Raw genomic sequence first — 21,941 nt, forward strand, 5'->3', positions numbered from 1 at the left:
AACGCTTGGTCGCCCGCCTGGCGGAGAAAGCCCGCCAGGCCGAGCCCTGGCTGACCGGAGGACAGCGCAGAAAGATCACCGCCTGGAAGAACAGCGCCCCGCAGAGCGCGTCGGAGCCCGGGAAAGCGACGGCGGCGCCGGTGTCATCGCCGCCCCAGGCCGCGGCCGCGGTGCAGCGCACACCGAAACCCGCGCGCCGCGAGGGCATTGCGTCCGTACGGCCCACCGATCCCGACCTGGTGGCCGACGCCGCGCGCGACGTTCTCGAACACGCAGCCCGGCTCGGCAAGACCCTCCCCTGGGATCAGCTGTGCGCGCAGGTCAAAGGGCTGGACGAGCTCAGCGAGGAGCGGCAGTTCCGAGCCCTTGAGGCCGCGTCCGCCCGCTCCCGCTCTTCGCGGCCCCTGGCCGCCCTGATCACCACCGGCACCGGGTTGCCGCACCCGCACTACTGGCGCATGGCCCGGCAGTCGGGCGATGACCCAGCCGCCCGGGCCGCCTGGCAGCAGGCAGTGGCCGGTGTCCACGCCTCCTACCGGCCCGGGCCCCTGCCGCCCGGCGCCCGGCCCAGGAAACAGCACGAGAGCAGAGGTGCACCTGGCCGATGACGGCCGCCGTTCGCCGTCCCTGGGTTGTCAGTACAGGGTGGGACGACGGCGTGCGCGGAATCCGCACGGCGCAGGGGCGGCTGTGGCGGTTGGCCAGGAGCGCATCGCACAACACCGACCCACCTGTCGTCAGGGTCGTATACGCGCTCGGGAGGCGGTCATCTGGTGCGATGGGACGCTCCCCGGCCGACGCCCGCTGTCGGTCTATGACGAACTGACCGGCACCCGCCCCTTCACCGACCAAGCGACGAAGGAACTGCTTTGAGCGAGCTGACCGGCAACCGCATCCGCACCACGGCCGCGAAACTCGGCCTCCCCACTTGGCTAAGGCTCTCAATCACGCTCAGCGGGCTGACGAAGCCAAAATGGGCTACCTCGACTTCCTCGACCTCGTACTTTCCGAGAACTGGCCGTCCGCGACGACCGTCGCTTCCGCCAGGGCCTGCGGCTGTCGAAACTCCCGCACCACAAGACGCTGGACGACTACGACTTCTCCTTCCAGCCCGACCTCGACCCACGCAGGGTCAAGGACTTGGCCACCCTGTCGTTTGTCGAGGCCAAAGCGAACGCCGCCCTGCTCGGCCCGCCCGGAGTCGGCAAGACCCACATCGCCGTCGCCCTCGCCGTCGCGGCATGTCGGGCCGGCTACTCGATCTACTTCACCAGCCTCGACGACATGGTCCGCAACCTCACGGCCACCGAAGCCGCAGGCCGCCTGACCAGCAAACTCGGCACCTACCTCCGCCCGAGCGTCCTGGTGGTGGACGAGGTCGGCTACCAGCCCTTGGAACGAGCCGAGGCAAACCACGTCTTCCAGGTGATCTCCAAGCGCCATGAGAAGGGCTCGATCATCCTGACCTCGAACAAGACCTTCAGATGAATGGGGCCAGGTCTTCAGCGACGAAGTGCTCGCCACTGCGATCCTCGACCGGCTTCTCCACCACTGCGACGTGATCTCGATCAACGGCCCCGGCTACCGGCTCAAAACCCGCCTCGCCGCCATCGAACGAGACACCCAAGCGGCCTGACCAGCAGGAACACGGAGCCTTTCACCGGATAACCGTGATCTCCGGAAGGGGCTGCTGCCACTCACCCAGCTCCTCAACGAGAACCCGGCGGGCCAACCGCCGGGCCAGGGCCCACCCCTCATCGGTGGACAGCGCATGCCTTGTCCATCGATCAGCGTTGTCCCCGCCGCTCATACCACTGATGATCGCGTCGAGCTCCTGCAGGTCAGCCATGACTCCGCGATCGACTTGCCCCTCCTCCACCAAGGACCAGGCCATGCGGAATGCGTGATCGAAGTCCAGGGCGATTTCGTCCGTCATCACCGCATGCCTCACCAGCCAGGCCACCTGGGCCTCGGCGTCGGCCGCCAACACGGTCAGCGACTCGATCAACAGGCGCCGACGGAACGAAGGATCAGAACTCTCCACACCACGATCGTCGCACGCGCCCACCTCTCGCGAGCCCACAGACGAACATCCGGCTGAGCACATTCATCCGTACCTACCTGAGCACTTTCGCGAGTACGCCGACACCTGCCCAGACTCGTCCACAACAACCGTGCCAGTTGCGTCATGGACGGCGGCGTCCTGAACAACGCCCCGTTCATGCCCGTGCTGGAGACCATCACCAAGCGCAGACTGGATGCCCCGGTACGCCAGCGGGTCGTGGTGTTCATCGTCCCCTCCGCAGAGCGGCTCACAGCGGAAGAGGCTGGCCATCACAGCTGCGAGGACAAGCAGTGGCCCAGCGTCCTGGCGAGCGCGCTGCGGTATCCGTCCGAGGCCGATTTCCGTTCCAGCACCGAGGAGTTGGGTGACCGCCTGAGCACGAGTATCCGGGACAACCAGCTCGACCTCTTCAGCCGCGCCCGGGAATCACGGACCCTGGCCGCCCGGCTGCGCCGGACGGCCCTGGGCATGCTCGGCGAATACCGCCCCAGCCGCGCCCGCGCGGTTCTTCTGGACGTGCGCGGTCAGTTCCGTGCGGGGTCCCCGCAACATTTTTTGTATTTTCGCCCCGATTCACACCAGCACGGTCCATTACGTGCAGGTGGCCAGAACAGCGTCTCCTGCTCGAACTCGCGGGCGCGCCACGAGGCGTAGCGGATGCGGGTTTCCGGATCGCCGGGGTTCTCGCCGCTGTGCTGGACGTAGGCGTCGTAGTCGGCGAGGGTGCTGGTGACCATACGGACCCGGACTGCGCCGCTTGTACTCCACCTCTGTGCGGTGCGCTGCAGTTTGGCTGCGTAGGTTTCGTAGTCGTCCCCATATTCGACCGTTGTCTCCGGCCAGCGCCGACGGGCCATGGGAAAGTCCACGCGTGTCCAACGCAGCACCACACCGTCAACCGGCCCGTCGTCGGAGAGCGGGGCGTCCAGCCTGTCCCGGAGCTGGCCGAGGACCTCCAGCGCATCCCTGTCCGCTTCGGCCTCGACGGCCTGGTCCAGCTCGTCGGGTTCGAGACCGAGCTGTTCACGGACCACGCTGCGATTGATCAGCAGACCCTGCCGGTGGTCGGCAGCGTCCTCGCCGCACTCCTCGGCCTCGGCGCGCGCCAGGGCGGCCTCACACCACTCCAGTGCTGCCTGTGGCTGCGCGTCGGTCACCTCCGACAGCAGCTCCACCATCTCGTTGTAGATCCACAGATCCGGGGGTGTCGCGGCATCCAGCTCGGCGCGCAGCGCGTCCCGCGCCGTGTGGCCCTCGCTGGTGCGGCCCAGCGTGTACAGCTGCTCGATGATGCCGACCTGGGCGTTGCGGGTTTGCTCTCCGCCACGTTCCAGGGCGCGGCGCAACAGCGCGAGTGCCTGCGCGTGGGCGCCCGCCTGCGATCGCTCCCATCCGGCGTGGATCAGGGCACGGGGGACGTCCAGGTCGCTGTCGTGGTCGCGCGCCCACTGCTCACACTCGGCCGCGGACGCCTTACGGCCGAGCCTGGCGAGGAACGTGTCATACGGTGACGTGTTGTCGCCGTGCGCAGAAGAACCAGTCATGGAAACGACGCTAGTAGCGGCATGGCGCTGGCAGGAGGCGGATTGGCGTTGTTCACCCGGCGGTGGTCGAGGACCTCAGCGGATCACGGCCGCAGGCCCTGGAAGGTCCGGTTTCCAGGGGCAATTAGCTGTTTGCCGCCCCCGGGGAGCGGGCTGGGTGACGTCGCCACGGGTGAAGCCCTGTGCCCGAAGCATCGCCGCAGCCTGGAAGAAGGGCGGCTTCACCCTCTGCCAGGGGCAACGTCTGTCTCCCCGATCCCGCCACGGGTGGTTCCCGAGGAGCAGCGGGCGGTCCTGCGAGCCGGGTTCAAGATCCTGCGCACAGCGTGATGGGAGTCCCGCCCTCACGGCTTTACGCCTCCCCCGAGAACACTGCGGGCACGGGCGAGGCAGCTCCTGGGGTCCTTGGTCAGAGCCTGGAAGGCGCTGCCCAGGGCGTTAAGGAAAGCGATGTACTCGGCATCCGGAAGACGCTGAAGGTCATCAGGGTGAAGTCCCACCATCGCATCCGTTCCACTGCTGGCGGCAGCCCTTTGTCCCGCGGCGGGGCGTTCAGCGGTCGGTCGGTGTCTGTCGTGCGGCATCGGCCACAGCCGGTGGTCCAAGGCATCCTCAAGTCGCGCGAGGGTGCCGATATCCGGCAGCACCTTCCCCTGCAGCAGACGGGCGATTGTCGTGTGGTGGACGCCCGAGCTGTTGGCCAGCGGCCTGAGTCTGTGGCCGGCCTTCGCCATGGCGTGGGCAAGGTTTTGAGCCAGTTCCTGGCAGCGGTGTGCGCTGACCGGGGCATCGTCTTCCAGGACGGCAAAGGGCCAAGTTCCCTGTCGCACATAGTGACAGGGGACCTTGTCGTTGTTGCTCCGCGGCATGGGAGGATCAACGCACCGAAAGTCACGGCGGTGTGACGCGTTGGTCTTGCCCGGGCGCTGATTCCCTCGACTCCCTGGCCCCCTCTCTCGGCGAGCAGGCCGCCTTCGGGCGGATGGTCGGGAGGTGAGCAACGGCACTCGTCCGCGATCCGCACTGGGTCAAGCGGCAGCGCTCCGCTCACCACGGGGAAGCCACCGCCACCGCGCCCGAGTGAGCTGCCGACCGAGTCGGGCCGGAGCTGGCCCAGAAGCACCCCGGCGCTCCCCGCATCTCGTCGCCATCCGGCCGTGTCCTTATGCCCCTGCGCGGCGTTGTACATCGGGGTTATGCCTGGCGGTCTGGTCCAGGGCTGGTTTCGGGAAGCATGGCGAGGACGGCGGAATCGTGGCGCTCGGGAGCGAAAGCGTGACCGACGAGGACGGCATAACACCCGTCGGGTCAGATGAAGCGCCCTGTTGCGGTCCCAGTGCCCCCGATCTTGATGCTCTGCGCGTCGAGCTGGTGCGGCAACGAAGGGCTCGCGGTTGGACTTTGGACGCTCTCGCGAGCCGCAGCGGTGTGTCCCGCAGCAGTGTGGTTGCTCTCGAGCAGGGGCGTTCCACCGGGTACATCACCACCTGGCACGCGCTCTCCCATGCCTTGGACATTCCCCTCGGAGATCTGAGGCGCGCCACGTCGCCCTCGCGACAGCGCCTGAAGAACCCCGCCGGCCTCCCGGGCCTGGCCGGAAAGGCCGCAGCGGCACAGATAGAGTGCCGACGTGACTCCCAGCGTGTCCCGTGTCCAGCGCCTGGCTGGCCTCTTGGAAGACGAGTGCCGCCGACGTGGGGTCGACCTTGTTCCCGGGCAGGCCGGTCACGTGCTACGCCACCAGGTCCGGGTGGTGGCGGCCGCACTGCATATCAGCGAATCGTGGGCCCTGCGCTCCTACCTCGATGAGGACGCGGTGCGGGGGCTCGCGGCGAATCTGGTCCGAGAGGTGAATGCCGCTCGCCCCGTGCGGGAGATGGTGCTGGACGTCCTGGCGAAGGTCGGCGGCTGGGCGAGGGACGATCGCCGGGCGCGCGAGTGCGCCCACCCGCAGAGGCCGGCAGAGGGTCCTGAACTGGGGCCGGCGCTCGTCGCGGACCTGCGGGCACTGGCTTCGGTGGCGGCACAGCAGCTGGCGTGGGATCTGTACACGGCCGCCGTGCACCTCGGAGACCAGCCCTACGCCTACTACGCCGACGAGCGGGACGGTGTGCTTCTGCGGCTGCCGCGGGTGTGCGACGGGATGGACGCCGCCTGGCGGCTGCGGTTCGCCGGGGTTCTTGAGCAGGTGGCCCAGCAGCTTCGAGCCGATACCGAATTCGTCCCGATCTGCCACGCCTCGACAGTGGCGCTCGCTCTCGCGGTGACCGCGGCTCCCGAGCTGATAGACGACATGGACGAATCCGAGGCTGCGGAATCCGTAGGGCTTGGCGAAGACTGGTCACCTCATACTGCGGACCTTCGGATCGGTAGGGCGCTGAGGGCCATCGCCTGGAACAGTCCGGCGTTGATGGCCTACGACCCGGATGCGACCTACAGCCTGCAGCCCTCTACCAATGGCATTCACGGCAGCGATGACCTTCGCCCCGAGGCATGGTTCACGCCGTTCACCAATCTCGGGCCGAGGCTGCCATCACCTCCTGGCTGGGTGGTCGATGCCGTGGCCGGCGGGCTTCCTGCCCGCGAAGACCCGCCGCCTTTCGGCGCGGATGAGGCGGAGCGTGCGGCGCTGGCCGACCTGGCGACCGGCATCGTCGAGCGGGAGGCCGCATGGCGGCGCCACTGCGACAACTCCGGCGACGTAGAGGAGGAACCAGCAGAAGCCGCCATCCTGCTGCGCCCACAGCAACTGGATTACATGACGCGGAAGAGGGCCCGGGCGGAGCAGCAGGCTCTGATTGTCGAGCAGAACGGGCGGCTCGTGGACTCTGCCGCTGTGCGCTACCAGGTCGAACACGACCTGAACGACGCCCACGACATGTTGGACCCCGTGTGGTCGCCTGCGGAGCAGGACGCGGCACGGCTGTGGGCGATCACGCTCACGCTGGAGGACTTCTCCGGCACGTCAGCGCTGTTGGAGCGGCTGCCGAGCCAGGGCCTCGGCAGCCCGTATACCGACGGAAACAACTGGCAGTTCACCTCTTCCGCCCAACTGGCCGACCGGATCTCAGGCGCCGCCTTCTTCCAGCCGGTCGAAGGCATCATCGTGCACGCACCGGAGAGTCACGGAGACAGCGTCCACGCAGCTCAAGCCTGGGGGTTGGTCGTCACCCGCAGCGGCCACACCTTCTGCACGGGCTGCGCTCCGGGGGGAGTCGAGGCGGCCCATCACGGCCTGATCACCGCGCTGACGCACGCACTGCCGCAGCCCTGAGGGAAGTTGCATTCGGTGCAACTCGCGCCGTCGCGTTGAATCACTTCTGGCGCCCGCGGCCGTACGACTCGCCGCGTGCTCGCCCCGGTCGAGGAGTCGCCGTACGGGGCGTGTGCCCGAGCCGCTTAGCCTGCGGTATCCGGTGCTGTCAATGATGGGCTGCGCAATGTTGGCCCGGGCGTTCGTCACCGGTGAGCGGCGTGATCGGCAGAAAGCGTCAGTCCCCCTTCCCTGCTCATGCCGTTTTTTCACTGACACCCCGATGACGATCAGTCGCTGACAGCCACATGCACACCATCAGGGGCGGGCAGGTCGCGGCGCGCCGATGTCTTGGAACCCGGGTCCGGCGTGTGCCGTCACTGCTACGGTGATCACACTGCGGGTGCCTGATGGCTCCGCCCTCATCGTCCCCCAAGGGGTCCCGCCGCATTCACGCGGCCGGGCATCGCCATGCCCTATCGACCTTTGGGAGAGCCATGATGGATTTCGATGACCCGTTCACATCCGACGAGGCACCGGATTACGCGGAGATCCGCGCCACCTACACCACCAGACTCGGGGAACTGGTCAGCGCCGCGGAGCAGGAACACGCGGCGCAGTGCACTGTGCCCGGGGCTCACGCCGAACCCCTGGTCTTCACCGTGGACCACGAGTTCATCGCCCGCATTTTCGTGCCGGTCGCGGTCGTACGCGACCTCGCCGCCAAGCACACCCACCCCGGAGCCCCCGGCGAGCAGATCACTGTCGACAGCGGCGAACTGATCAAACTGGAATGCGGCGAACGGTACATTTTCCTCAAAGAAGGCGACCGGGTGATCTCGCGCGAGGAATGGGACGCCTTGGTCGTCCAACGCGCGCAACGCGGAATCTGAGACCACAGCCATCCGGCGGAGTGCGGCCGCCGATCTGTGGCGCAGGCCCGCACGGCCCGGATCGGAGCCGCCGTCCGGCAGCTGCACGCATGCCTAGCACTTGCGGGGCGCGGCATGGGCCTGGCCGCCGCTGGGCCGTCTCGCGGGTGCCTTGCGTGCCCGGCGCTCTGGAGCTGAGCTCGGCTTCCTGCTCAGGTGGTCGCCGTTGCCGGCGCGGCGGCGGGCACGCAACGCCCCTGTGCCCCCGCGAGGAGGACGGCGGCGTCCCGGGCGAACAGGCTCAGGAAACCGGCGAGTTCGGGCCAATGCGTACTCGCGGGGATTCCGAACCGCGACAACGGCAGGCCGCTTCCACGAGGCGGGCCATCGCCTGCCTGCCCTCCTCGTCCCCGTACGCACGGGAGGGGCTGAACGGGGGCGGGGGCAGGTCGGTCAGCCGGGCACGGGCGAGGTCGGCCTCGTATCCCGCCTCGGCCACCTCTCCCAGGTCCCGCTCCGCGATCTGGGCGCGTCGGCCTCCCCACGTGTTGGTCAAGGTCACGGTCACGTCGGCGTCGAGTGCGCGAGCAGGTCGCCGTCGTCGGTGTCCAGGACGACCAGCACCGCGACGTTGCGGGCCCGGGCGAGATGGGTCAGGGCCTGTACAGCTTCGACGATTAGGCTGGCCAAGTGGCGAAGATGGTGGCGGCGGTCCTGTGGGACTTCGCCTGGACGCTCATGGCCCCCGAGCCGGCGGGCCGTTGGTTGGCGAGGGGCTTGGCCGAGGCCGGAGTACGGGTGAGGGCGGAAGAGCAGGCCGCGTGGGCGGCGAAGGCCGCCCACGCAGGTTTCCCTGGTCCGGCGACGCCACGCCGTGATCTGACGCCGGACCAGCTCGCAGCGTGGCGGCACCGCGCGCTGGGTCCGGAGATCCATGAGGCTGTCTATCGGGGTCTCCTGGAGCGGGCCGGGCTTCCGTGGCCCCAGGCAGCGCAGGCCCTCTACCGTCGGCACATGGCTGCCGATGGGTGGCAGCGGTACCCGGATGCGGTCCATGTCCTGAAGCGGCTGACCACAGCCGGGGTGGCCTGCGGCGTCGTGAGCAACATCGGATGGGACATCCGTGTGCCGCTCGATTCCGCCGGGCTGCTTCCGTACCTGGGCACAGTCGTGTGCTCCTACGAGGAGGGTGTCCGCAAGCCGGATCCGGCATTGTTCGCCATAGCCTGCGAGCGCCTGGGCGTCGACCCGGCCAGGACCTTGATGGTCGGCGACAGTCCGCGCGCAGATTCCGGGGGTGAGCCGCTGGGTATCCGCACCGTGCTGGTCTCCCCACAGCCGCCTGACCGCCGCCCCGCTGGCCTGCTACCGGTCCTCGCGGCAGCGCAACTCTGCTGACCACAGGGTGGTCTGGACACTTTCATGCGAACCGCCTGGCCACTTTCACGCGAGTCATCACCGGGCAAGACGAGATCGACGCGTTCCCCCAGTACACCTCGCTCACGCCGCTTACCTCCGAGGCGCCGACCACCGGGCCGTGGAGTTTCTGGCGGGACGACATCAGCGGCGACGTTGTCCTGACGCTCGACAAGCCGGGCCACGAGCACGAAGGGGCTGTGCACGTGGTGATGGAACTGGCCGATCCCCCGGCGCTGTGGTGGGACCTGGCGCGCAGGCGTGCGCAGATGATCGTGCTCTGGCTTCCCGACGCCCGGCACCCGACCAACGAGGAGATCGTTGCCGCGCTTAACTCCAGGTCCGGCTGGATGGCCTCTGCACGGCGGGTCCCGCCGGCACGGACAGCCTGCGTACGGCGTCGTCCTGACGACGGCCCCGCACTCGAAGTCCAGCTCCTCGAACTCCAGCAGGTCGCTCCGGCCGATGCCCGGCCCTGAAGGACGAAGTCGACGATGACGATGGCTTCGGCCCTTGCACTAGTGGCTGCTGACCGGCAACGGCTAGCCCGAGAAGGCTGCCTGGCTCCTGGACGGAAACCGGACACGACCCACCACGAGGTCGCTAACCTCAACCCTTATGGCAACAGACCTAGTCAGTGGCCCGACCCGCACCTGCATGCGGGAGATCAGCGCCCAGCTCGGCCCCTCCCGCCTCCAACCCTGCGGGGACGGCAGCGGCTTCACCCCCGGTCCCCCGAAGGACACCTCTGGCGCCCAGGGCAAGAACCTCTTCTCCTCCTACGCCGACCACATCACCTGGAGCGATCCCGAACAGGTCGCCCGCGCCTTGGGCGTGTTCGAGAGGATGCTCCGCGCCTACCGCACCGTGGTGGAGAATTCCTACAGCCCCGAGGGCGAGACGCCCCAGCAACGGTGGGCGAAGAGACTCGAAGGGGTCCGCCGCGAGTTCGAATACGACGGCTACCAGATCACCGAGGGCCTGCGCATCCAAAAGGCTGGAGAGAGTCGGCCCGACCACGAGATGGCCGACGACCAGCTCTACGCCGAAGCTCTCGGTGTGCTGCGACATGCCCGCAATCAGATAGAACGCCTCCCCTCCGTCACCCGCGACAAAGGCGAGGAGGCCATCCGCGACGTCCTCCTGGTCGCGCTCGGCGCAGCGTTCGCGGGTCGCTGCACTGCGGAGAGCCTGAATGGTGCGGGCAAGACCGATCTTCTGCTGCGGATCGGGGACCGCAACGTCCTGGTGGGTGAGTGCAAGATCTGGCCCGGCTCCAAGAGGTTCCCCGACGCCGTCGACCAGCTCTTCGGCTACCTGACTCGCTACGACCGCTTCGCGGTGCTTCCGCTGTTCATCCGCGCGGCCCGGCCGGAGGAGATCGTGGCAAAGGCTGCTCAGGTGCTGTCCGAGCACCCCCGCTGCGTTTCCGCCGCCGTTCCCGATGACGACAGTCGCCAGTACAAGTTCGTGCTGAGGTCCCCCTCGTCGACGCCGTGGGATGTGGAAGTGGCCCTGATTCCCTTCGTGATCAGCTAGGCGGCGCTCAACGCCCGCGCCCGCATGGGAGTGGGAGCGCAGGCGTCAGTCCCCCTTCCCTGCTCATGCCGATCTTTCCACTGACACCCCGATGACGATCAGTCGCTGACAGCCACATGCACACCATCATCCCGTCTTCCGGGCGGCCGCGGCACACTGCCTGTCTCGATTGGCGAGCCCTTTGAGGTCGGTGGCGGCGGGCCGGTCAGTTCCGCACGGGTTCCCCGCAGCATTTTTTGTATTTTCGGCCCGATTCACACCAACATGTGCCATTACGTGCAGGTGGCCAGAACAGCGTCTCCTGCCCGAACTCGCGGGCGCGCCACGAGGCGTAGCGGGTGCGGGTTTCCGGATCGCCGGGGTCCTCGCCGCTGTGCTGGGTGTAGGCGTCGTAGTCGGCGAGCGTGCCGGTGACCATACGGACCCGGACCGCGCCGCTCGTGCTCCACCGGTGTGCGGTGCGCTGCAGTCCGGCCGCATAGGTTTGATCGCAGCGCTCGACGCCGCGGCCGCCGTCCAGCTCCAGGCCACCGTCCAGGCCGTCGCCCCACCGCGCGGTGGCCGCTCCGGCACCCGCTTCGCAATCGTCTGCGAGTGCACCCCTGTCCCTCGCCGCCAGCAGGTCACCCCGTTCTTCTTCGAGCAAGGGCCGCTGCTGTGCGGGCTGTGCCTGGCCAAGTTCCGGCCCGCCGACGCCCCCCTACTCCACGAGGGCGCAGCCAGTTAGCCACGTCGTGGGAGAAGCCGGCCAACGTGAGGATGAAGTCCGAAACCCGCCCTGGCTCAGGTGCGGGTGAGGGCCTCGGCGAGTGTGTCGAGGCGGCCCGGATGGCGAGGGGGTCGGTGCCGGTGAGCCCTGTCGGTGTTCAAACGCCGACACCTCGCTGAGTGGACCTGCCCGTGATGTACCCGTCGGAGGGGGCGCCATGCGGATCAGCGGCACAGACCAGCGGCTAGGCGACCCCGAGCTGGCCGAGGAAATCAGTGACGGCCGACGTCTGACTGGTTCCCTTACCTCTCCTCTTCCTCCGCGTCGCCGATGATGACGCGGAGGTCGTGCATCCTCTGCTGGACCTCGATCACGGCCGCCTCAGCCCGGCCGAGCGCTCGCCGGACGCCTTCCACGTCACCGTCCTGGACATGAAGGTGCGCGCTGAACGTGTCAGCCGCGGCCACCACGGCCATGGACGATGCCATCCGGCCCACAGGAGTCTCCTCCTCATCGAGCCCCATGAGCTGCACCCCCGTGCGCTGCAGACGGTTGACCAGCACATTGGCCGACAGACCGGAGTCCGGTCCCACCTGCTCGGTCCAGCCCAGCAGCACTTCAGCTTCGTCCCGGTCGCTCCCCAACCGGGTCGCGGCCGTGACCTCCAACTCGGTCTTGGCCAGCAGGACACCGAGCAATCGTCGGCGGGGCTTGCACGGAAGTCATTCCTAGCAGTTCAGAGGCGGTAGACCAGTGGCCGACAGAACGCGATCGTCCCGCCTTGGGAACGCGTATCCCTGACAGCACATGACCTCACGGGCACACCTGTAGGAGAATGAACTGTGGCACTTATCGATGACATTGAGTTTTACGGCCGCGCGGTCGATGCCGAGGAAATGTCCATCGACGCTGCGGTTGCAGCGCTCGTCGAGACCAGTGGCGGCCGCTTAACTCCTGTGGGGGCCGAGCAGGTCATCGCCGACTGGTGCCACACTCGCGCAAAGTTGGAACGGCTACGCAACGATACCGTGGACATGCTTCGCGCCGCCCGTAACGGCGAGCCTGTACCGGAACACGTAAAGCAGCACCTGCGAGAAGATGCCCAACAGCAGCTCCAGTTCAGGCCGCAGACCGACCAGTAGCACCAGCCGCCATCGGCTCACCACTTCCGTGCACCGTTTCGCTCAAGCCCCTCGTCGGCGGTCCTCGTCTTGCGGCCCCTGCGGCCGCAACTCCGGATCGAGTACGGGCGCGGCTCCCATCGCCACCAGTGCCGCATAGACCTGGTCCGGACCCACCGGGTGCTCGCTACGGATGCTCACGCCCCACAGATTCACCTCACGAAGCCGGGAACCCGCGCACCCACACCGTCAGGGCACTCGGATGGCCAAGCGCCGCATCAGCACGTCCCTGACCTTCGGCTCGCAGCACTCGTCAGCCGGAATGAACACGACGCACGCGCAGCCCCGCTTCACGTAACACGCCTGCGGCGGCCAGTGCCCCACACCCCGCTCAGGGTCAGGTTTGTCATGCGCCCCGAGGCCGTGACCGCACCGACCGTACGTGCTCCTCAACTTCGCCCGCACCCGCTCAATCTCCGCACCCATACCGGCCCAACGAGGCCCCCACGGGCCCGGCCCCGGACGACCGCCCGGCACCGCGAACAGACACCGGGCACCCCGCTATGACGTGGGCAAAACCGTCCGCCGCGAGAAGACCCTTATCGCCCTGCAGCGGTTGGAAGGAAGAGCTGAAAAGTGAGCATCGCGCTGAGGTGCGGCCGACACACGCCGCAGCAGCGTGTGCAGTCCCGATCAGCCATGCTCTCTGCCCGCAGGGACGTGCCGAAGCATTGGGTATGCGTGACAGCACCTGGAATCATACCGACCAGGGCAGCCGCCAGGTTAAAGAACTTCCCAATGACGATCAGTCGCTGGCAGCCACATGCACACCATCAGTGTCCAGACGCCCGGACACCGTCCACCCTTCCCGGGCTCACCCGGTCCGCCGCGGTGCCGTCGCCCGGTCGGCGAACGAGACATCAGGCGCGGTGGATTCCTGCTCGGCTGAGCACATCGGACAGGGACTCCCCACTGGTGGTAACCCGGGTGAGGGCGAAAAGGCTGTCGAGACTGTCCGCCGGGTCGGTGGCCGTCAGGTCGACGCGTCCCTCCGCTGCTATCTTCTCTAGCACGGTCCGGTGCTCGTCAGCGTCCAGGAGCACTGCAAGCGAGGAACGGACCGGCTCAAGCCATTCGACGTCCAGGCGGATGACGTTCCCCCCGGCGAGGGCCCGCCAGCGGGTGACGGTGTCGGCTCCGTCAGCTGGCATTTCGGTGTCGAGGATACGCAGCAGATCCTCGGTGTCCGGGCGAGTAGTCAGGTCCAGCACGAGGAGGGCCGGACGGTCTGCGGGAGCCAGCACGCGGCGTACGGGCAAGGTCTCGCTGCAAATCCTGCGGGCCTGATCGCGGATGAACACCTCGTCGTCAGCCTGCTCTTGTTCCCGTTCGGTCAGGCCGAAAGCCAGGTCACCGACAGAGGTACGGCCGTCGAGGGGGCTGTCAGCCAGGCGGCGCAGGCATTCGCGCAGCGTGGTTTCCGCCGCAGGAGTACCCGGCCGGCCGTCTGAGGCGGACAGCAGGGCTTGCCCCGCCAGGAGCAGAAGTGTGAGCGCCGGAGCCGGGGTGTCCGGGTCCAGGAGGAGGGTCGGGTTCTGGCCTGCTCTGCGGCCGCGGAGGAACCGAAGGAGGGGGAGCATGGCCGGGGCGAGGCGGGCGAACGTGGGATCGTCGAGGAGTTCGGCGAACAGCAGGTCCCCACTGTGGCCGCAGCTGGCAGTCAGGATGTCCACAGCTTCGAGAGCGGCGGCCTCAGCGTAGATCATCGCGGGCCAGTCGTTCAGGAGCCCGAGATCACGAGCGAGGGCCCGGCCGCTGGTGTAGGCGGTGAGCACGTCTTCGCATGCCTCGATGACCGGCCGCGGAATTTCGCGGTACAGCTTCGATCCCGGATTGCCCTGCCGTTTCCCGGCCTGCTGCTGCCGTGCCTCCCGGCGCTTCCTACTGGCCTTGCCCACCCTTGTACCTCCTCCGAACCGGGTCAGTGACGCATCACGGTCAGTCCACGTCAGCCACTCATCCTGTCAGCCGCCGCGACCGGGCACGGCCCGAAGCGATGGCCATGCGCGCGCGGGGTGTCATCTGCCCCCCGCTCTCTGCGAGAGCAGCACAGACTGTGGCGACCGCCCGGTGATGATCTGCGCAAAGTTGACCCGGGCTTTCGTCACCAGTGACACGCTTGATCGGCAGAGAGCATCAGTCCCTCTTACCTGCCCATGCCGGTCTTTCCACTGACACCACGATGAAGATCAGCCGCTGACAGCCGCATGCAGACCATCACCGTGAGGTCCTGCCGGGCGGCGTCCCGGCCTTGCGATGTGCCGCCTTCGTGGCAGTGCTCCATCTGGGGATGTACCACCCCATGACCGCCGCGAGGCCACGAAGTATCACCGCCATGTCAGTGGCAAGCCCTCCGGCCACGAGCCGACAACCAGCAAGAACACGGTTCTCCCGCCCGACCATCACTGACACGCTCTCACTGACACGAAGCCGACACATCGCAGGCCGGGGTCAAGTGGTTGCGGAGGCGATCCAGATGGGGCTGCCGACGCACACGACGTCGACGATGACGGCGCCCAGGCGGACAGGTCCCGGGTGGTATGCGTAGATCTCGGTGCCCACCTCGACCCGCAACGGCACGGAGCGCCCTTCGTGGTCCTGATGAGCTGCGGCGGCGAGGTCGACCAGGGCAGGGACCGCTCCGGGGGCCGCGAGCGCCTCGATGGCCGCTTCTTCGGTCTCCCGGTGGTCCACCGCCAGCAACTGGAGGGCGCGTGCCGCGTTGGGATCGGTGAGGGCCTCCCGAGCGGCGTAAGGCAGCGTGCTGTGGCCGGGCTGGACGTTCCCGGAGGCGCCGAACAGACACCAGCCCACGGTCACCGACGCCCCAGGCTGACCCCGGTGTACAGCACCAGCCGCGGGTCGTCGAACCCGCTGGTCTCGTACAGGTCCGCGTCGGCATAGGCGGCGCCGAGCAGCTGAGGCAGCGCCGTCGGCCAGTTGGCGAACAGTTGCTGCACTGAGGGAAGCTGCTGCTTGACGGCGTCGATGCGGGCGTCATGGTCGGCCATGTGGCACGTTCCTTTCAAGTCAGGACGTTAGAGGGGTAGATCCTCTCGCGTTCCGGTGGTGCGGGGGCGCGGCTTCAGTCGGTCTCGAGCGCGTCCTGGCTCAGGTGCGCGGTGAGGACCTGGGCGAAGGTGTCGAGGGCGGCCACGGTGATGGTTCGGCGAGACAGGGTGCCGCTCCGCGTGACGACCCGGGCGGCTAGACGGGGGTGTGCGGGTGGGCCCCGGTGCTGGTGGTCTGCCTGGGTGGAAGGGATCGGTGCATGACCTGGACGCCGCCGGAACCGATGCTCGCCGTCACCGTGCCCGACCCGGTCCTGCCGCAGGGCTGGGCCGCAGAGCCGAAGTGGGACGGGTGGCGAGCCCTGCTGTCGGTGGATGCCGGGCGGATCGTGCTCCGCTCACGCAAGGGCACCGACCTGGTCCCGGCCTTCCCTGAGATCCGGTCCGCCAGCACCCAGCTGCCGGACGCAACCGCCCTGGACGGAGAGCTGGTCGTGTGGGAGTCCGGGCGCCTGGCGTTCGAGCGCCTTCAGGGCCGGTTGCATCGGCGCGGTACGGGGGCGGCCCGGCTGGCTGCGCAGTGGCCGGCTCACTTCGTCGCCTTCGATCTGCTGCGACTCACGGGTACGGCCACGGCCCGGTGGCCGTACCGGCGGCGCCGGGCCGCGCTGGTGGATCTGTTCGCCGAGCAGCAGCTGACCGCGCCGTGGACGCTGTGCCCGTCGACCACCGACCCGCGCACCGTCCGTGAGTGGCTGACCTGGACCTCTACCGGGCTGGAAGGAGTCGTCTTCAAAAAGTTGGACAGCCCCTACGAGCCGTCGGTGCGCGGGTGGCGGAAGTACAGGGTGCGCGAGACCGAAGAAGCGATCGCCGCAGCGTTCACCGGCTCCTTGGCCGCACCGCGCACGCTGCTGCTCGGGCGCTACGACGCCGGTGGACATCTTCGGTACGTCGGGCGCAGCACTACTCTCCCGCAGGCCGCAGGCCGGAACGTCGGCCAGCTGCTGGTCCCCGCCGGCGACGAGCATTCCTGGACCGGCTGGACGTTCTCCGCCGGGTGGGGATCCCGCGAGCCGCTGCAGGTCACCCTCGTGCGACCGGAGCTGGTCGTGGAGGTCGGCGTCGACGTTGCCCGGGACAGCGCCGGACGGTGGCGGCATCCGGCACGATGGCGCCGGGCCCGCCCCGACCTCACCCCCGAGGACGTCTCACGCTTCGAGGCAGGGGCGGTGGGGAACTGAGGAGAGCGGTGGTGCCGACCGCAGTCGTGGTTGACACGGCGTGGTCGGTGTTCCGCGGTGGGAGCGGCGGACATCCTGCCGGTGCCTGCGGTTCCCAGACGGAGGGCCGCAGACGTGCCTTCGATTAACCGGCGGCCAAGCCAGTCTCCTCACGAGCCGACCCTCGCGCAGCGTGCGGACGACGAGTGGCGACGGTTTCCCGACCCCTGACCGGCGTGGAGCGCCCTGACAGCGCGGCACGGTGAACGGCGGAGACTGTCGACTGGCCTGTTCGTCGATTTGCCGCATCTCCGCCCGCGTTCGCACGCCTGTGGGCCGGGGCGGGACCCGCGGTCCGCTGCCTGATCGCCGCCGGGAACCGCGAGCGGTGCCGCGACAACGGACGTCTGGTGGCCCTTAGGCTCTGGTGAAAACCCCCCTCGCGGCTCCCCGCCTACTGGTGACGTCAGCGAGGCCGATTGATCGCCACGGATCCAGGGAGGGAACCCGCCGCATGACCGATGCCACGCTGCCCGCCGAAGCCCCTTTCACCGCCGCCGACCTCACTGAGGCAGACGTCGACGCCCTCTCGGCGTTCCTCGAAGCACGGCTGCGCGAGCTCCAGGACTGCCACGACGCCGGCTCCCCCGAGGCCCGCGCCGCCCGGGCCCTGCGGACGGCCGCCGACGCCCAGCTCGATGACCTGCGTCTGCCCTTCCGCTACGACGACGGAGAGCCCGAACGGATCCAGGAGAAGGCACGCGCCTGGAACCGCGTGATCTTCACCGTATGGGCGTGGCAGGGCACCGAGGGGTACGACGAGGGCCGCTGGCGGCTCGTCAGCCACGCCACCACCTCTGCCAGGGACTCTGAGTTCGACCCGACGACGCATGTGCTCAACAGCCCCGCCTACGCCGAGTGGAAGAGGCGCGCCGGGCAGGAGGGCGACGCGATGCGCGAGGAGTTCCTCGGCCGGGAGATCCGCCGCCCCGACGAGGCGGACGAGGCCCCGCTGTCCTGGCGGGCCACCAAGGTGGTCGTGTACGCCAGCGTGCTCGCCAACAACGGGCTGCCGCGCACCCCCCAGAACGAGAACCTCTGGCGCGGCACCGCCGCCGACGCGCGCTCCGTACTCGCCACGGGCGAGTCGATCCGCCGCGAAATCCTGGCCAGCCGCGGCCGCCACATCCACCAGGCACTCACCCTCGGCTCCACATGGGCCGAGGCCGCCGAAGCCCTCGGACGCACCCCGGATGAGATGCGGGCAGAACTGCGGTACTACGCCGACGAACACCCCGACCTGTACCACGGGGCCGACCAGCGCGTGCCGGTCGCCGCACTCATCGAGCTGGGCGACCACCAGCCGGTGACGGCCAAGCAAGGAGACAAGGGAATGGCCCCCCGGTGACCGTGGCGGCCCGGTGACCGTGACTGGAGAGGGCGCGATGACGCAGAGGTTCGAGAATGCCAGCCTGGTGCTGGGGCCGGTCGACCGCCGGTCGGCGGCGTTGTGCCGGTTCGCCGGTCGCCCCGGCGCCGAGCAGAACACGGCCGCCCTCGCTGTGATCGACGCGGCGCTGGACTTCACCGAGCGGCTGGAGGGCGTGGACGATGTACGGGAGCTGCTGGGGCTGTGGAAGGTAGCCCATGTGTGGGGCCACCCGACGAGTGACATGCTCGAGTTGCCCCGGCTGAGCGCGGTAAACGCGGCGGTGGCCGGCGGCCTGCAGGACCTGCTGGGGCAGTTGGCGCCGGAGCAGCTGCGGGAGTTGGGGATCGCGCTGTCCGTGGACCACGACATGGTTGCTCTAGCACTGGAACTGGTGGAGGAGGCGGCAGCCGGTAGCCGTGATTTTTCGGCTCGGTCGATGGCGGAGCTGGAGGTCGAGGACCGGCTGCACGAAGACCGAATCGGCCACGCCGTGGACGTGCTGCTGCTGGACGCCCCGGGCGACTGGCCGCCGCTGCAGCGTGCCGCGCTTACGCTTGCCCTGGTGTGGGACGTCGCCGACCTGATCGTGTTCGCGGCGCAGTTGTCGGCGGTGGACGCGCTGCCTGCCGCTCTCTTGTGGCAGGTCCCCGGAGTCGACCATGCCTGTGCTAGCGCGCGAGTGCCCGTGCCGGGAACCGACCTGCTGGTGTGGGCCAAGATCGACCCGATACCGTTCGACGGACGCCCATTGTGGAGCCAGGCCCCAACCATCGCGTTGTGGCGATGGTCGATCAGCTGGCAACACGCGGACGGCTCGAACGTGCACTACAAAGGCGGTCGCGCCCCGAGTACGGCCGCCGCACGCTGGCAAGCCCAATGGGCGATGCAGAAACTGCTCACCGACCCACATCGAGCCAAGAGCCCCGCGACGGGCGATCCGCTGATCGTTCCACGCTGAACACGAGGCCGGTGAACAGGTGGCCCGTCATGCATGAGGTGCACGGCTAGAGCCGCATCAGTCCTTCCCAAGCCGGGGCCGAGAGGGGGCCCGCGGTGATTCGGCCTTCGCGTTGGTGCGGCTGCTGAGGCTGGCGGCGTAAGCCATCCAGCCGCCAGCCGACAGTCGCTGCCAGTAGACGGCTACGTCGATGGACAGGCCGAGCTTGCGGGAGAGGGTAACCGCACCTCCGTAGCCCGTGTGAACTGCGCGGCGTTGCGGCCAGCTCCGGGACTGGCACCTATCTTGACCAGGCGCTTACGCACGCGGCGAGGGTTGATTCACCAGTGTCACCGCGGGCGCGCACCGCGCCAGGATGCGCAACGCGTCCTCACCGCGTCACCCCGAAGGCATCGGGACAATGTGGGTGGCGCAGCCCTTGGCGATCGGGCATGCTGTTCCGTTCTGGATCAGTCGGTGTGCAGCAGACAGGGGGACTGGTTGGCCATGGAGACAGCACCGCAGCGGGACACTCCGGTCTACAGCCGCCTGGTCGCCGAACGCGGTGATGTCCCAGCCCAGGCACGCGACACCGCCGAGCGGACCCTACGGGAACTGCAGCGGTTCATACCCCCTTCCGCTTCCGCGGGGCCCCGTCCGCACAGCGAAGTTACGGGGAGTGATGTTTTGGGGTAAGCAAATTCCGTACATCGTCCAGAATTACCCCGTGCCCGCGCGATTGCCGAACCGACCGGCCGCCCGGCCCGAAGGCGGTCGTCGCGCGCACGCGGCGCCAGTCCGCTCCCTCCGGTCCGCCAGGCGGGCGGCGCCTGGCACAGGGCTCCGGCCTCGCCTCGGCACCGGTGACCACGGAGCCGTCACCACCAGTCTGGCTGCTCGATGCCGACGTATTTTCCTGGCCTGCCCGGGCGGCGTTCTTGTCCTGGGCATCCATCGGCTTGAGGGCTGGAGCACGGTGAGGACAGCCGCCGGACCGTACGCCACCCCGCATCCCTCTGGCACATCACCCCGGCGTCACTGCGCCGCGCCCTCGACACCGGGCACACCGCCGACGACCTCCTCCACGTGCTGCGCAGCATCGCCGACACCGCGGTCCTTCCCGAGCAGCTGACGGCCCTCGTCCGGAGCGCCGCCGACGCGCACGGCCGAGTCCGCCTCACCACCCCGGCCAGCCTGCTGCACAGCACGGACACCGCGCTGATCGCCGAAATCGCCGCCAGCGGCCGACTGGCCCCGCTGAGCTTGCGGGTGCTCGCCCCGACCGTGCTGACGAGCCCGCTCCCCGGTGACACGGTGCTCGCCGCGCTCCGTGACGCCGGGTACGCGCCCGTCCACGAACAGCACGACGCAGCGATCCGGCTCGAGCGCCCCGCCCCCGACCGGCACCCGCTCCTGCCGACACCACGGACCGCCGGGCCAGCGCCGGACGCCCCCGACCTCGCCCACCTGGCCGAGATCCTCCTCTCGGCCACCAGCGACCAGACGGTGCCCCGGCTCTCCCCCACCGAACAGATCCTCGCCCGCGACGCCCAGCACCTGGATCCGCCCGCCCTGCGCCGCCTCGCCCACGCCATCGACAATGCCCTGGAAACCGCCATCACCTACGCGCCCGGCAAAGGCCGGCCCACCACCCACACCATCCATTCTCTCGAACTCGATCCGCCGTACCTGTATGCCTGGACCGATACCGATGACGAGGTGAACACCTTCCATCTGGGCCACATCCAGGACGTCGATGCCGAAGCCCCGGCCTGACCTGCGGCGCGAAGCTACCGGTCACAGGCCCTGGCAGATCAGGAGTTCGGCTGCGCGTCGGTGTACTCGATGCCGAAGGCGGCCACGAATCGCGTGGCGGGGGAGCGCAGCTGCCCTGGGGGTGCTGGGCGGTCCTCACACAGGCGAGGGCGGCAGGTCAGCCATGTTTCTCGGGGTTGTCCCGCAGTATCGCGTGCCGGACGGTCCTCCCGTAGTGATAGATGCCGTTGTCGGCGGTCCGCGGTGAGGATCCGGGTGCTGCCCCGTGCCGGGCGGGTACGGAGCAGCGGGGTCGTCCCGTGAGTCAGGCGGCCGGGCGGGCGGCCAGGTCTGCGGCGGTGCACGCGAGGCGGGCGGCCTCCTGGAGGGTGAACATGCAGTCGGCGTCGGTGACTTCGTCCTCGTCGGGGATGCGGGCGGCCTCCCGCATCGTGCGCAGAGCCACCGCCGCGACGACCGCGACCGGGTCGGTGGTGGTGTAGATCCGCTCCCACATCCTGGGCGCAGTGAGCCATACGCCGGCCCGCACCCCGGAGATCGCGGGACTGCCGATATGGCTGGCGCCGACCAGCCGGTCCAGGACGTCCGCGGCGGCGCGCAGCAGGTCCGCGCCCGCCTCCTGCTCGGCGGCCGCCTCCAGCGCCAGGTAGACGTCCTGGACGAGGGGCGCGTCATGTACCGCCACCGCGGCGGCGGCGTGCTCGGCGAGCGCGGGGCGAAGGCGGGCGCGCGCGGCGCAGTCGCCGGGTGTGCGCAGCAGGGCGTGCTTCAGCCCGTGGTCCATCACCGCCCAGGNGTGTGCGCAGCAGGGCGTGCTTCAGCCCGTGGTCCATCACCGCCCAGGCCACCGCCGCGTCCGCCCGGCGGGCGATCTCCTCCCCGTCGGCGCCGAGGTCGGCACGCAGCTGGGCGGCGAGCCGACGGGCGGGCTCGGCGTGGACGGGTTCCCTGCGGGCGCCGCGCGGGCCTAGCTTGGCGCGCAG

24 protein-coding genes and 1 pseudogene are annotated in these 21,941 nt (G+C 69.0%); 14 read left to right on the plus strand and 11 right to left on the minus strand.

Features of this window, described 5'->3' with window-relative positions; all coding sequences use genetic code 11:
* The coding region (locus tag EEJ42_RS50690; protein ID WP_221179333.1) for a hypothetical protein at positions 1-608 on the plus strand (608 nt) is incomplete at its 5' end.
* Between the two features lie 261 nt (positions 609-869).
* Positions 870-1,636: pseudogene (gene istB / locus EEJ42_RS54180) on the plus strand (IS21-like element helper ATPase IstB).
* Between the two features lie 21 nt (positions 1,637-1,657).
* Here the strand turns inward: istB and EEJ42_RS07295 are convergent.
* From EEJ42_RS07295 to EEJ42_RS07305, 3 genes are all read right to left on the minus strand, one after another.
* Positions 1,658-2,044, minus strand: coding sequence for a hypothetical protein (locus tag EEJ42_RS07295; RefSeq protein WP_246096191.1), 387 nt, complete (start codon positions 2,042-2,044; stop codon positions 1,658-1,660).
* Between the two features lie 545 nt (positions 2,045-2,589).
* Entirely contained in the window at positions 2,590-3,609 is a 1,020-nt protein-coding gene (locus EEJ42_RS07300) for an SEC-C domain-containing protein (protein WP_123099153.1), read from the minus strand.
* 344 nt (positions 3,610-3,953) lie between these two features.
* Positions 3,954-4,478: a helix-turn-helix domain-containing protein gene (locus EEJ42_RS07305; RefSeq protein WP_123099154.1), complete on the minus strand. Its 525-nt coding sequence runs from the start codon at positions 4,476-4,478 to the stop codon at positions 3,954-3,956.
* A 406-nt stretch (positions 4,479-4,884) separates the two neighbouring features.
* Here EEJ42_RS07305 and EEJ42_RS54550 point away from each other — a divergent pair, with 406 nt between their 5' ends.
* From EEJ42_RS54550 to EEJ42_RS07320, 3 genes are all read left to right on the plus strand, one after another.
* Complete coding sequence (locus tag EEJ42_RS54550; protein ID WP_425472855.1) at positions 4,885-5,418, plus strand: helix-turn-helix domain-containing protein; 534 nt, start codon at positions 4,885-4,887, stop codon at positions 5,416-5,418.
* Positions 5,363-6,883: a hypothetical protein gene (locus EEJ42_RS07315; RefSeq protein ID WP_148081876.1), complete on the plus strand. Its 1,521-nt coding sequence runs from the start codon at positions 5,363-5,365 to the stop codon at positions 6,881-6,883. The genes EEJ42_RS54550 and EEJ42_RS07315 overlap by 56 nt, the downstream gene beginning before the upstream one ends.
* A gap of 476 nt (positions 6,884-7,359) precedes the next feature.
* On the plus strand, positions 7,360-7,755 hold the full coding sequence (locus tag EEJ42_RS07320; RefSeq protein ID WP_123099156.1) for a hypothetical protein: 396 nt from the start codon (positions 7,360-7,362) through the stop codon (positions 7,753-7,755).
* Between the two features lie 280 nt (positions 7,756-8,035).
* Here EEJ42_RS07320 and EEJ42_RS50200 read toward each other — a convergent pair whose 3' ends face one another.
* Both EEJ42_RS50200 and EEJ42_RS53770 read right to left on the minus strand, forming a co-directional pair.
* On the minus strand, positions 8,036-8,302 hold the full coding sequence (locus EEJ42_RS50200) for a hypothetical protein (protein ID WP_148081877.1): 267 nt from the start codon (positions 8,300-8,302) through the stop codon (positions 8,036-8,038).
* Positions 8,299-8,424 (minus strand): hypothetical protein, encoded by a 126-nt coding sequence (locus EEJ42_RS53770; protein ID WP_281291411.1) that lies wholly within the window; start codon positions 8,422-8,424, stop codon positions 8,299-8,301. The genes EEJ42_RS50200 and EEJ42_RS53770 overlap by 4 nt, the downstream gene beginning before the upstream one ends.
* Before the next feature lie 9 nt (positions 8,425-8,433).
* On the opposite strand from EEJ42_RS53770, the gene EEJ42_RS07325 reads away from it, so the two are divergent.
* The 3 genes from EEJ42_RS07325 to EEJ42_RS07335 all read left to right on the plus strand — a co-directional run bounded on the left by EEJ42_RS07325 (position 8,434) and on the right by EEJ42_RS07335 (position 10,689).
* A complete protein-coding gene (locus EEJ42_RS07325; protein ID WP_246096193.1) occupies positions 8,434-9,132 on the plus strand; it encodes an HAD family hydrolase in 699 nt (232 codons plus the stop codon).
* Between the two features lie 224 nt (positions 9,133-9,356).
* Positions 9,357-9,629: a hypothetical protein gene (locus EEJ42_RS07330; protein ID WP_148081878.1), complete on the plus strand. Its 273-nt coding sequence runs from the start codon at positions 9,357-9,359 to the stop codon at positions 9,627-9,629.
* A 139-nt stretch (positions 9,630-9,768) separates the two neighbouring features.
* Positions 9,769-10,689, plus strand: coding sequence for a hypothetical protein (locus tag EEJ42_RS07335; RefSeq protein WP_123099159.1), 921 nt, complete (start codon positions 9,769-9,771; stop codon positions 10,687-10,689).
* A 205-nt stretch (positions 10,690-10,894) separates the two neighbouring features.
* On the opposite strand, the gene EEJ42_RS51700 is transcribed toward EEJ42_RS07335, so the two are convergent.
* Together EEJ42_RS51700 and EEJ42_RS07350 are read right to left on the minus strand one after the other, a co-directional pair.
* Positions 10,895-11,335: an SEC-C metal-binding domain-containing protein gene (locus tag EEJ42_RS51700; RefSeq protein ID WP_221179334.1), complete on the minus strand. Its 441-nt coding sequence runs from the start codon at positions 11,333-11,335 to the stop codon at positions 10,895-10,897.
* 365 nt (positions 11,336-11,700) lie between these two features.
* Complete coding sequence (locus EEJ42_RS07350; RefSeq protein WP_123099160.1) at positions 11,701-12,096, minus strand: hypothetical protein; 396 nt, start codon at positions 12,094-12,096, stop codon at positions 11,701-11,703.
* A gap of 144 nt (positions 12,097-12,240) precedes the next feature.
* Between EEJ42_RS07350 and EEJ42_RS07355 the strand changes: the two genes are divergently transcribed.
* On the plus strand, positions 12,241-12,540 hold the full coding sequence (locus EEJ42_RS07355) for a hypothetical protein (RefSeq protein WP_123099161.1): 300 nt from the start codon (positions 12,241-12,243) through the stop codon (positions 12,538-12,540).
* A gap of 899 nt (positions 12,541-13,439) precedes the next feature.
* On the opposite strand, the gene EEJ42_RS07360 is transcribed toward EEJ42_RS07355, so the two are convergent.
* The 3 genes from EEJ42_RS07360 to EEJ42_RS07370 form a co-directional block, all read right to left on the minus strand.
* Positions 13,440-14,477, minus strand: a complete 1,038-nt coding sequence (locus tag EEJ42_RS07360) for a hypothetical protein (protein WP_123099162.1) — start codon at positions 14,475-14,477, stop codon at positions 13,440-13,442.
* Positions 14,478-15,030: 553 nt separating this feature from the next.
* On the minus strand, positions 15,031-15,399 hold the full coding sequence (locus EEJ42_RS07365) for a hypothetical protein (protein ID WP_123099163.1): 369 nt from the start codon (positions 15,397-15,399) through the stop codon (positions 15,031-15,033).
* Positions 15,396-15,590 (minus strand): hypothetical protein, encoded by a 195-nt coding sequence (locus EEJ42_RS07370; protein ID WP_123099164.1) that lies wholly within the window; start codon positions 15,588-15,590, stop codon positions 15,396-15,398. The genes EEJ42_RS07365 and EEJ42_RS07370 overlap by 4 nt, the downstream gene beginning before the upstream one ends.
* A 260-nt stretch (positions 15,591-15,850) precedes the next feature.
* Between EEJ42_RS07370 and EEJ42_RS07375 the strand changes: the two genes are divergently transcribed.
* From EEJ42_RS07375 to EEJ42_RS07395, 4 genes are all read left to right on the plus strand, one after another.
* Positions 15,851-16,834 carry an ATP-dependent DNA ligase gene (locus EEJ42_RS07375; protein ID WP_123099165.1) on the plus strand — a complete coding sequence of 328 codons (984 nt, stop codon included), beginning with the start codon at positions 15,851-15,853 and terminating at the stop codon, positions 16,832-16,834.
* A 493-nt stretch (positions 16,835-17,327) separates the two neighbouring features.
* Complete coding sequence (locus tag EEJ42_RS07380) at positions 17,328-18,221, plus strand: hypothetical protein (protein WP_123099166.1); 894 nt, start codon at positions 17,328-17,330, stop codon at positions 18,219-18,221.
* Positions 18,222-18,258: 37 nt separating this feature from the next.
* The gene (locus EEJ42_RS07385; protein WP_123099167.1) at positions 18,259-19,203 is read left to right on the plus strand and encodes a hypothetical protein; all 945 of its coding nucleotides are present in this window, start codon (positions 18,259-18,261) and stop codon (positions 19,201-19,203) included.
* A 945-nt stretch (positions 19,204-20,148) separates the two neighbouring features.
* The gene (locus EEJ42_RS07395; RefSeq protein ID WP_123099168.1) at positions 20,149-20,958 is read left to right on the plus strand and encodes a helicase-associated domain-containing protein; all 810 of its coding nucleotides are present in this window, start codon (positions 20,149-20,151) and stop codon (positions 20,956-20,958) included.
* Positions 20,959-21,262: 304 nt separating this feature from the next.
* Here EEJ42_RS07395 and EEJ42_RS07400 read toward each other — a convergent pair whose 3' ends face one another.
* Positions 21,263-21,742 (minus strand): hypothetical protein, encoded by a 480-nt coding sequence (locus tag EEJ42_RS07400; protein WP_123099169.1) that lies wholly within the window; start codon positions 21,740-21,742, stop codon positions 21,263-21,265.
* Positions 21,743-21,770: 28 nt separating this feature from the next.
* Between EEJ42_RS07400 and EEJ42_RS50695 the strand changes: the two genes are divergently transcribed.
* Complete coding sequence (locus EEJ42_RS50695) at positions 21,771-21,929, plus strand: hypothetical protein (protein WP_184502981.1); 159 nt, start codon at positions 21,771-21,773, stop codon at positions 21,927-21,929.
* Positions 21,930-21,941: the final 12 nt, after the last annotated feature.

It is taken from the genome of Streptomyces botrytidirepellens (genome assembly GCF_003721215.1).
Lineage (GTDB): Bacteria > Actinomycetota > Actinomycetes > Streptomycetales > Streptomycetaceae > Streptomyces > Streptomyces himastatinicus.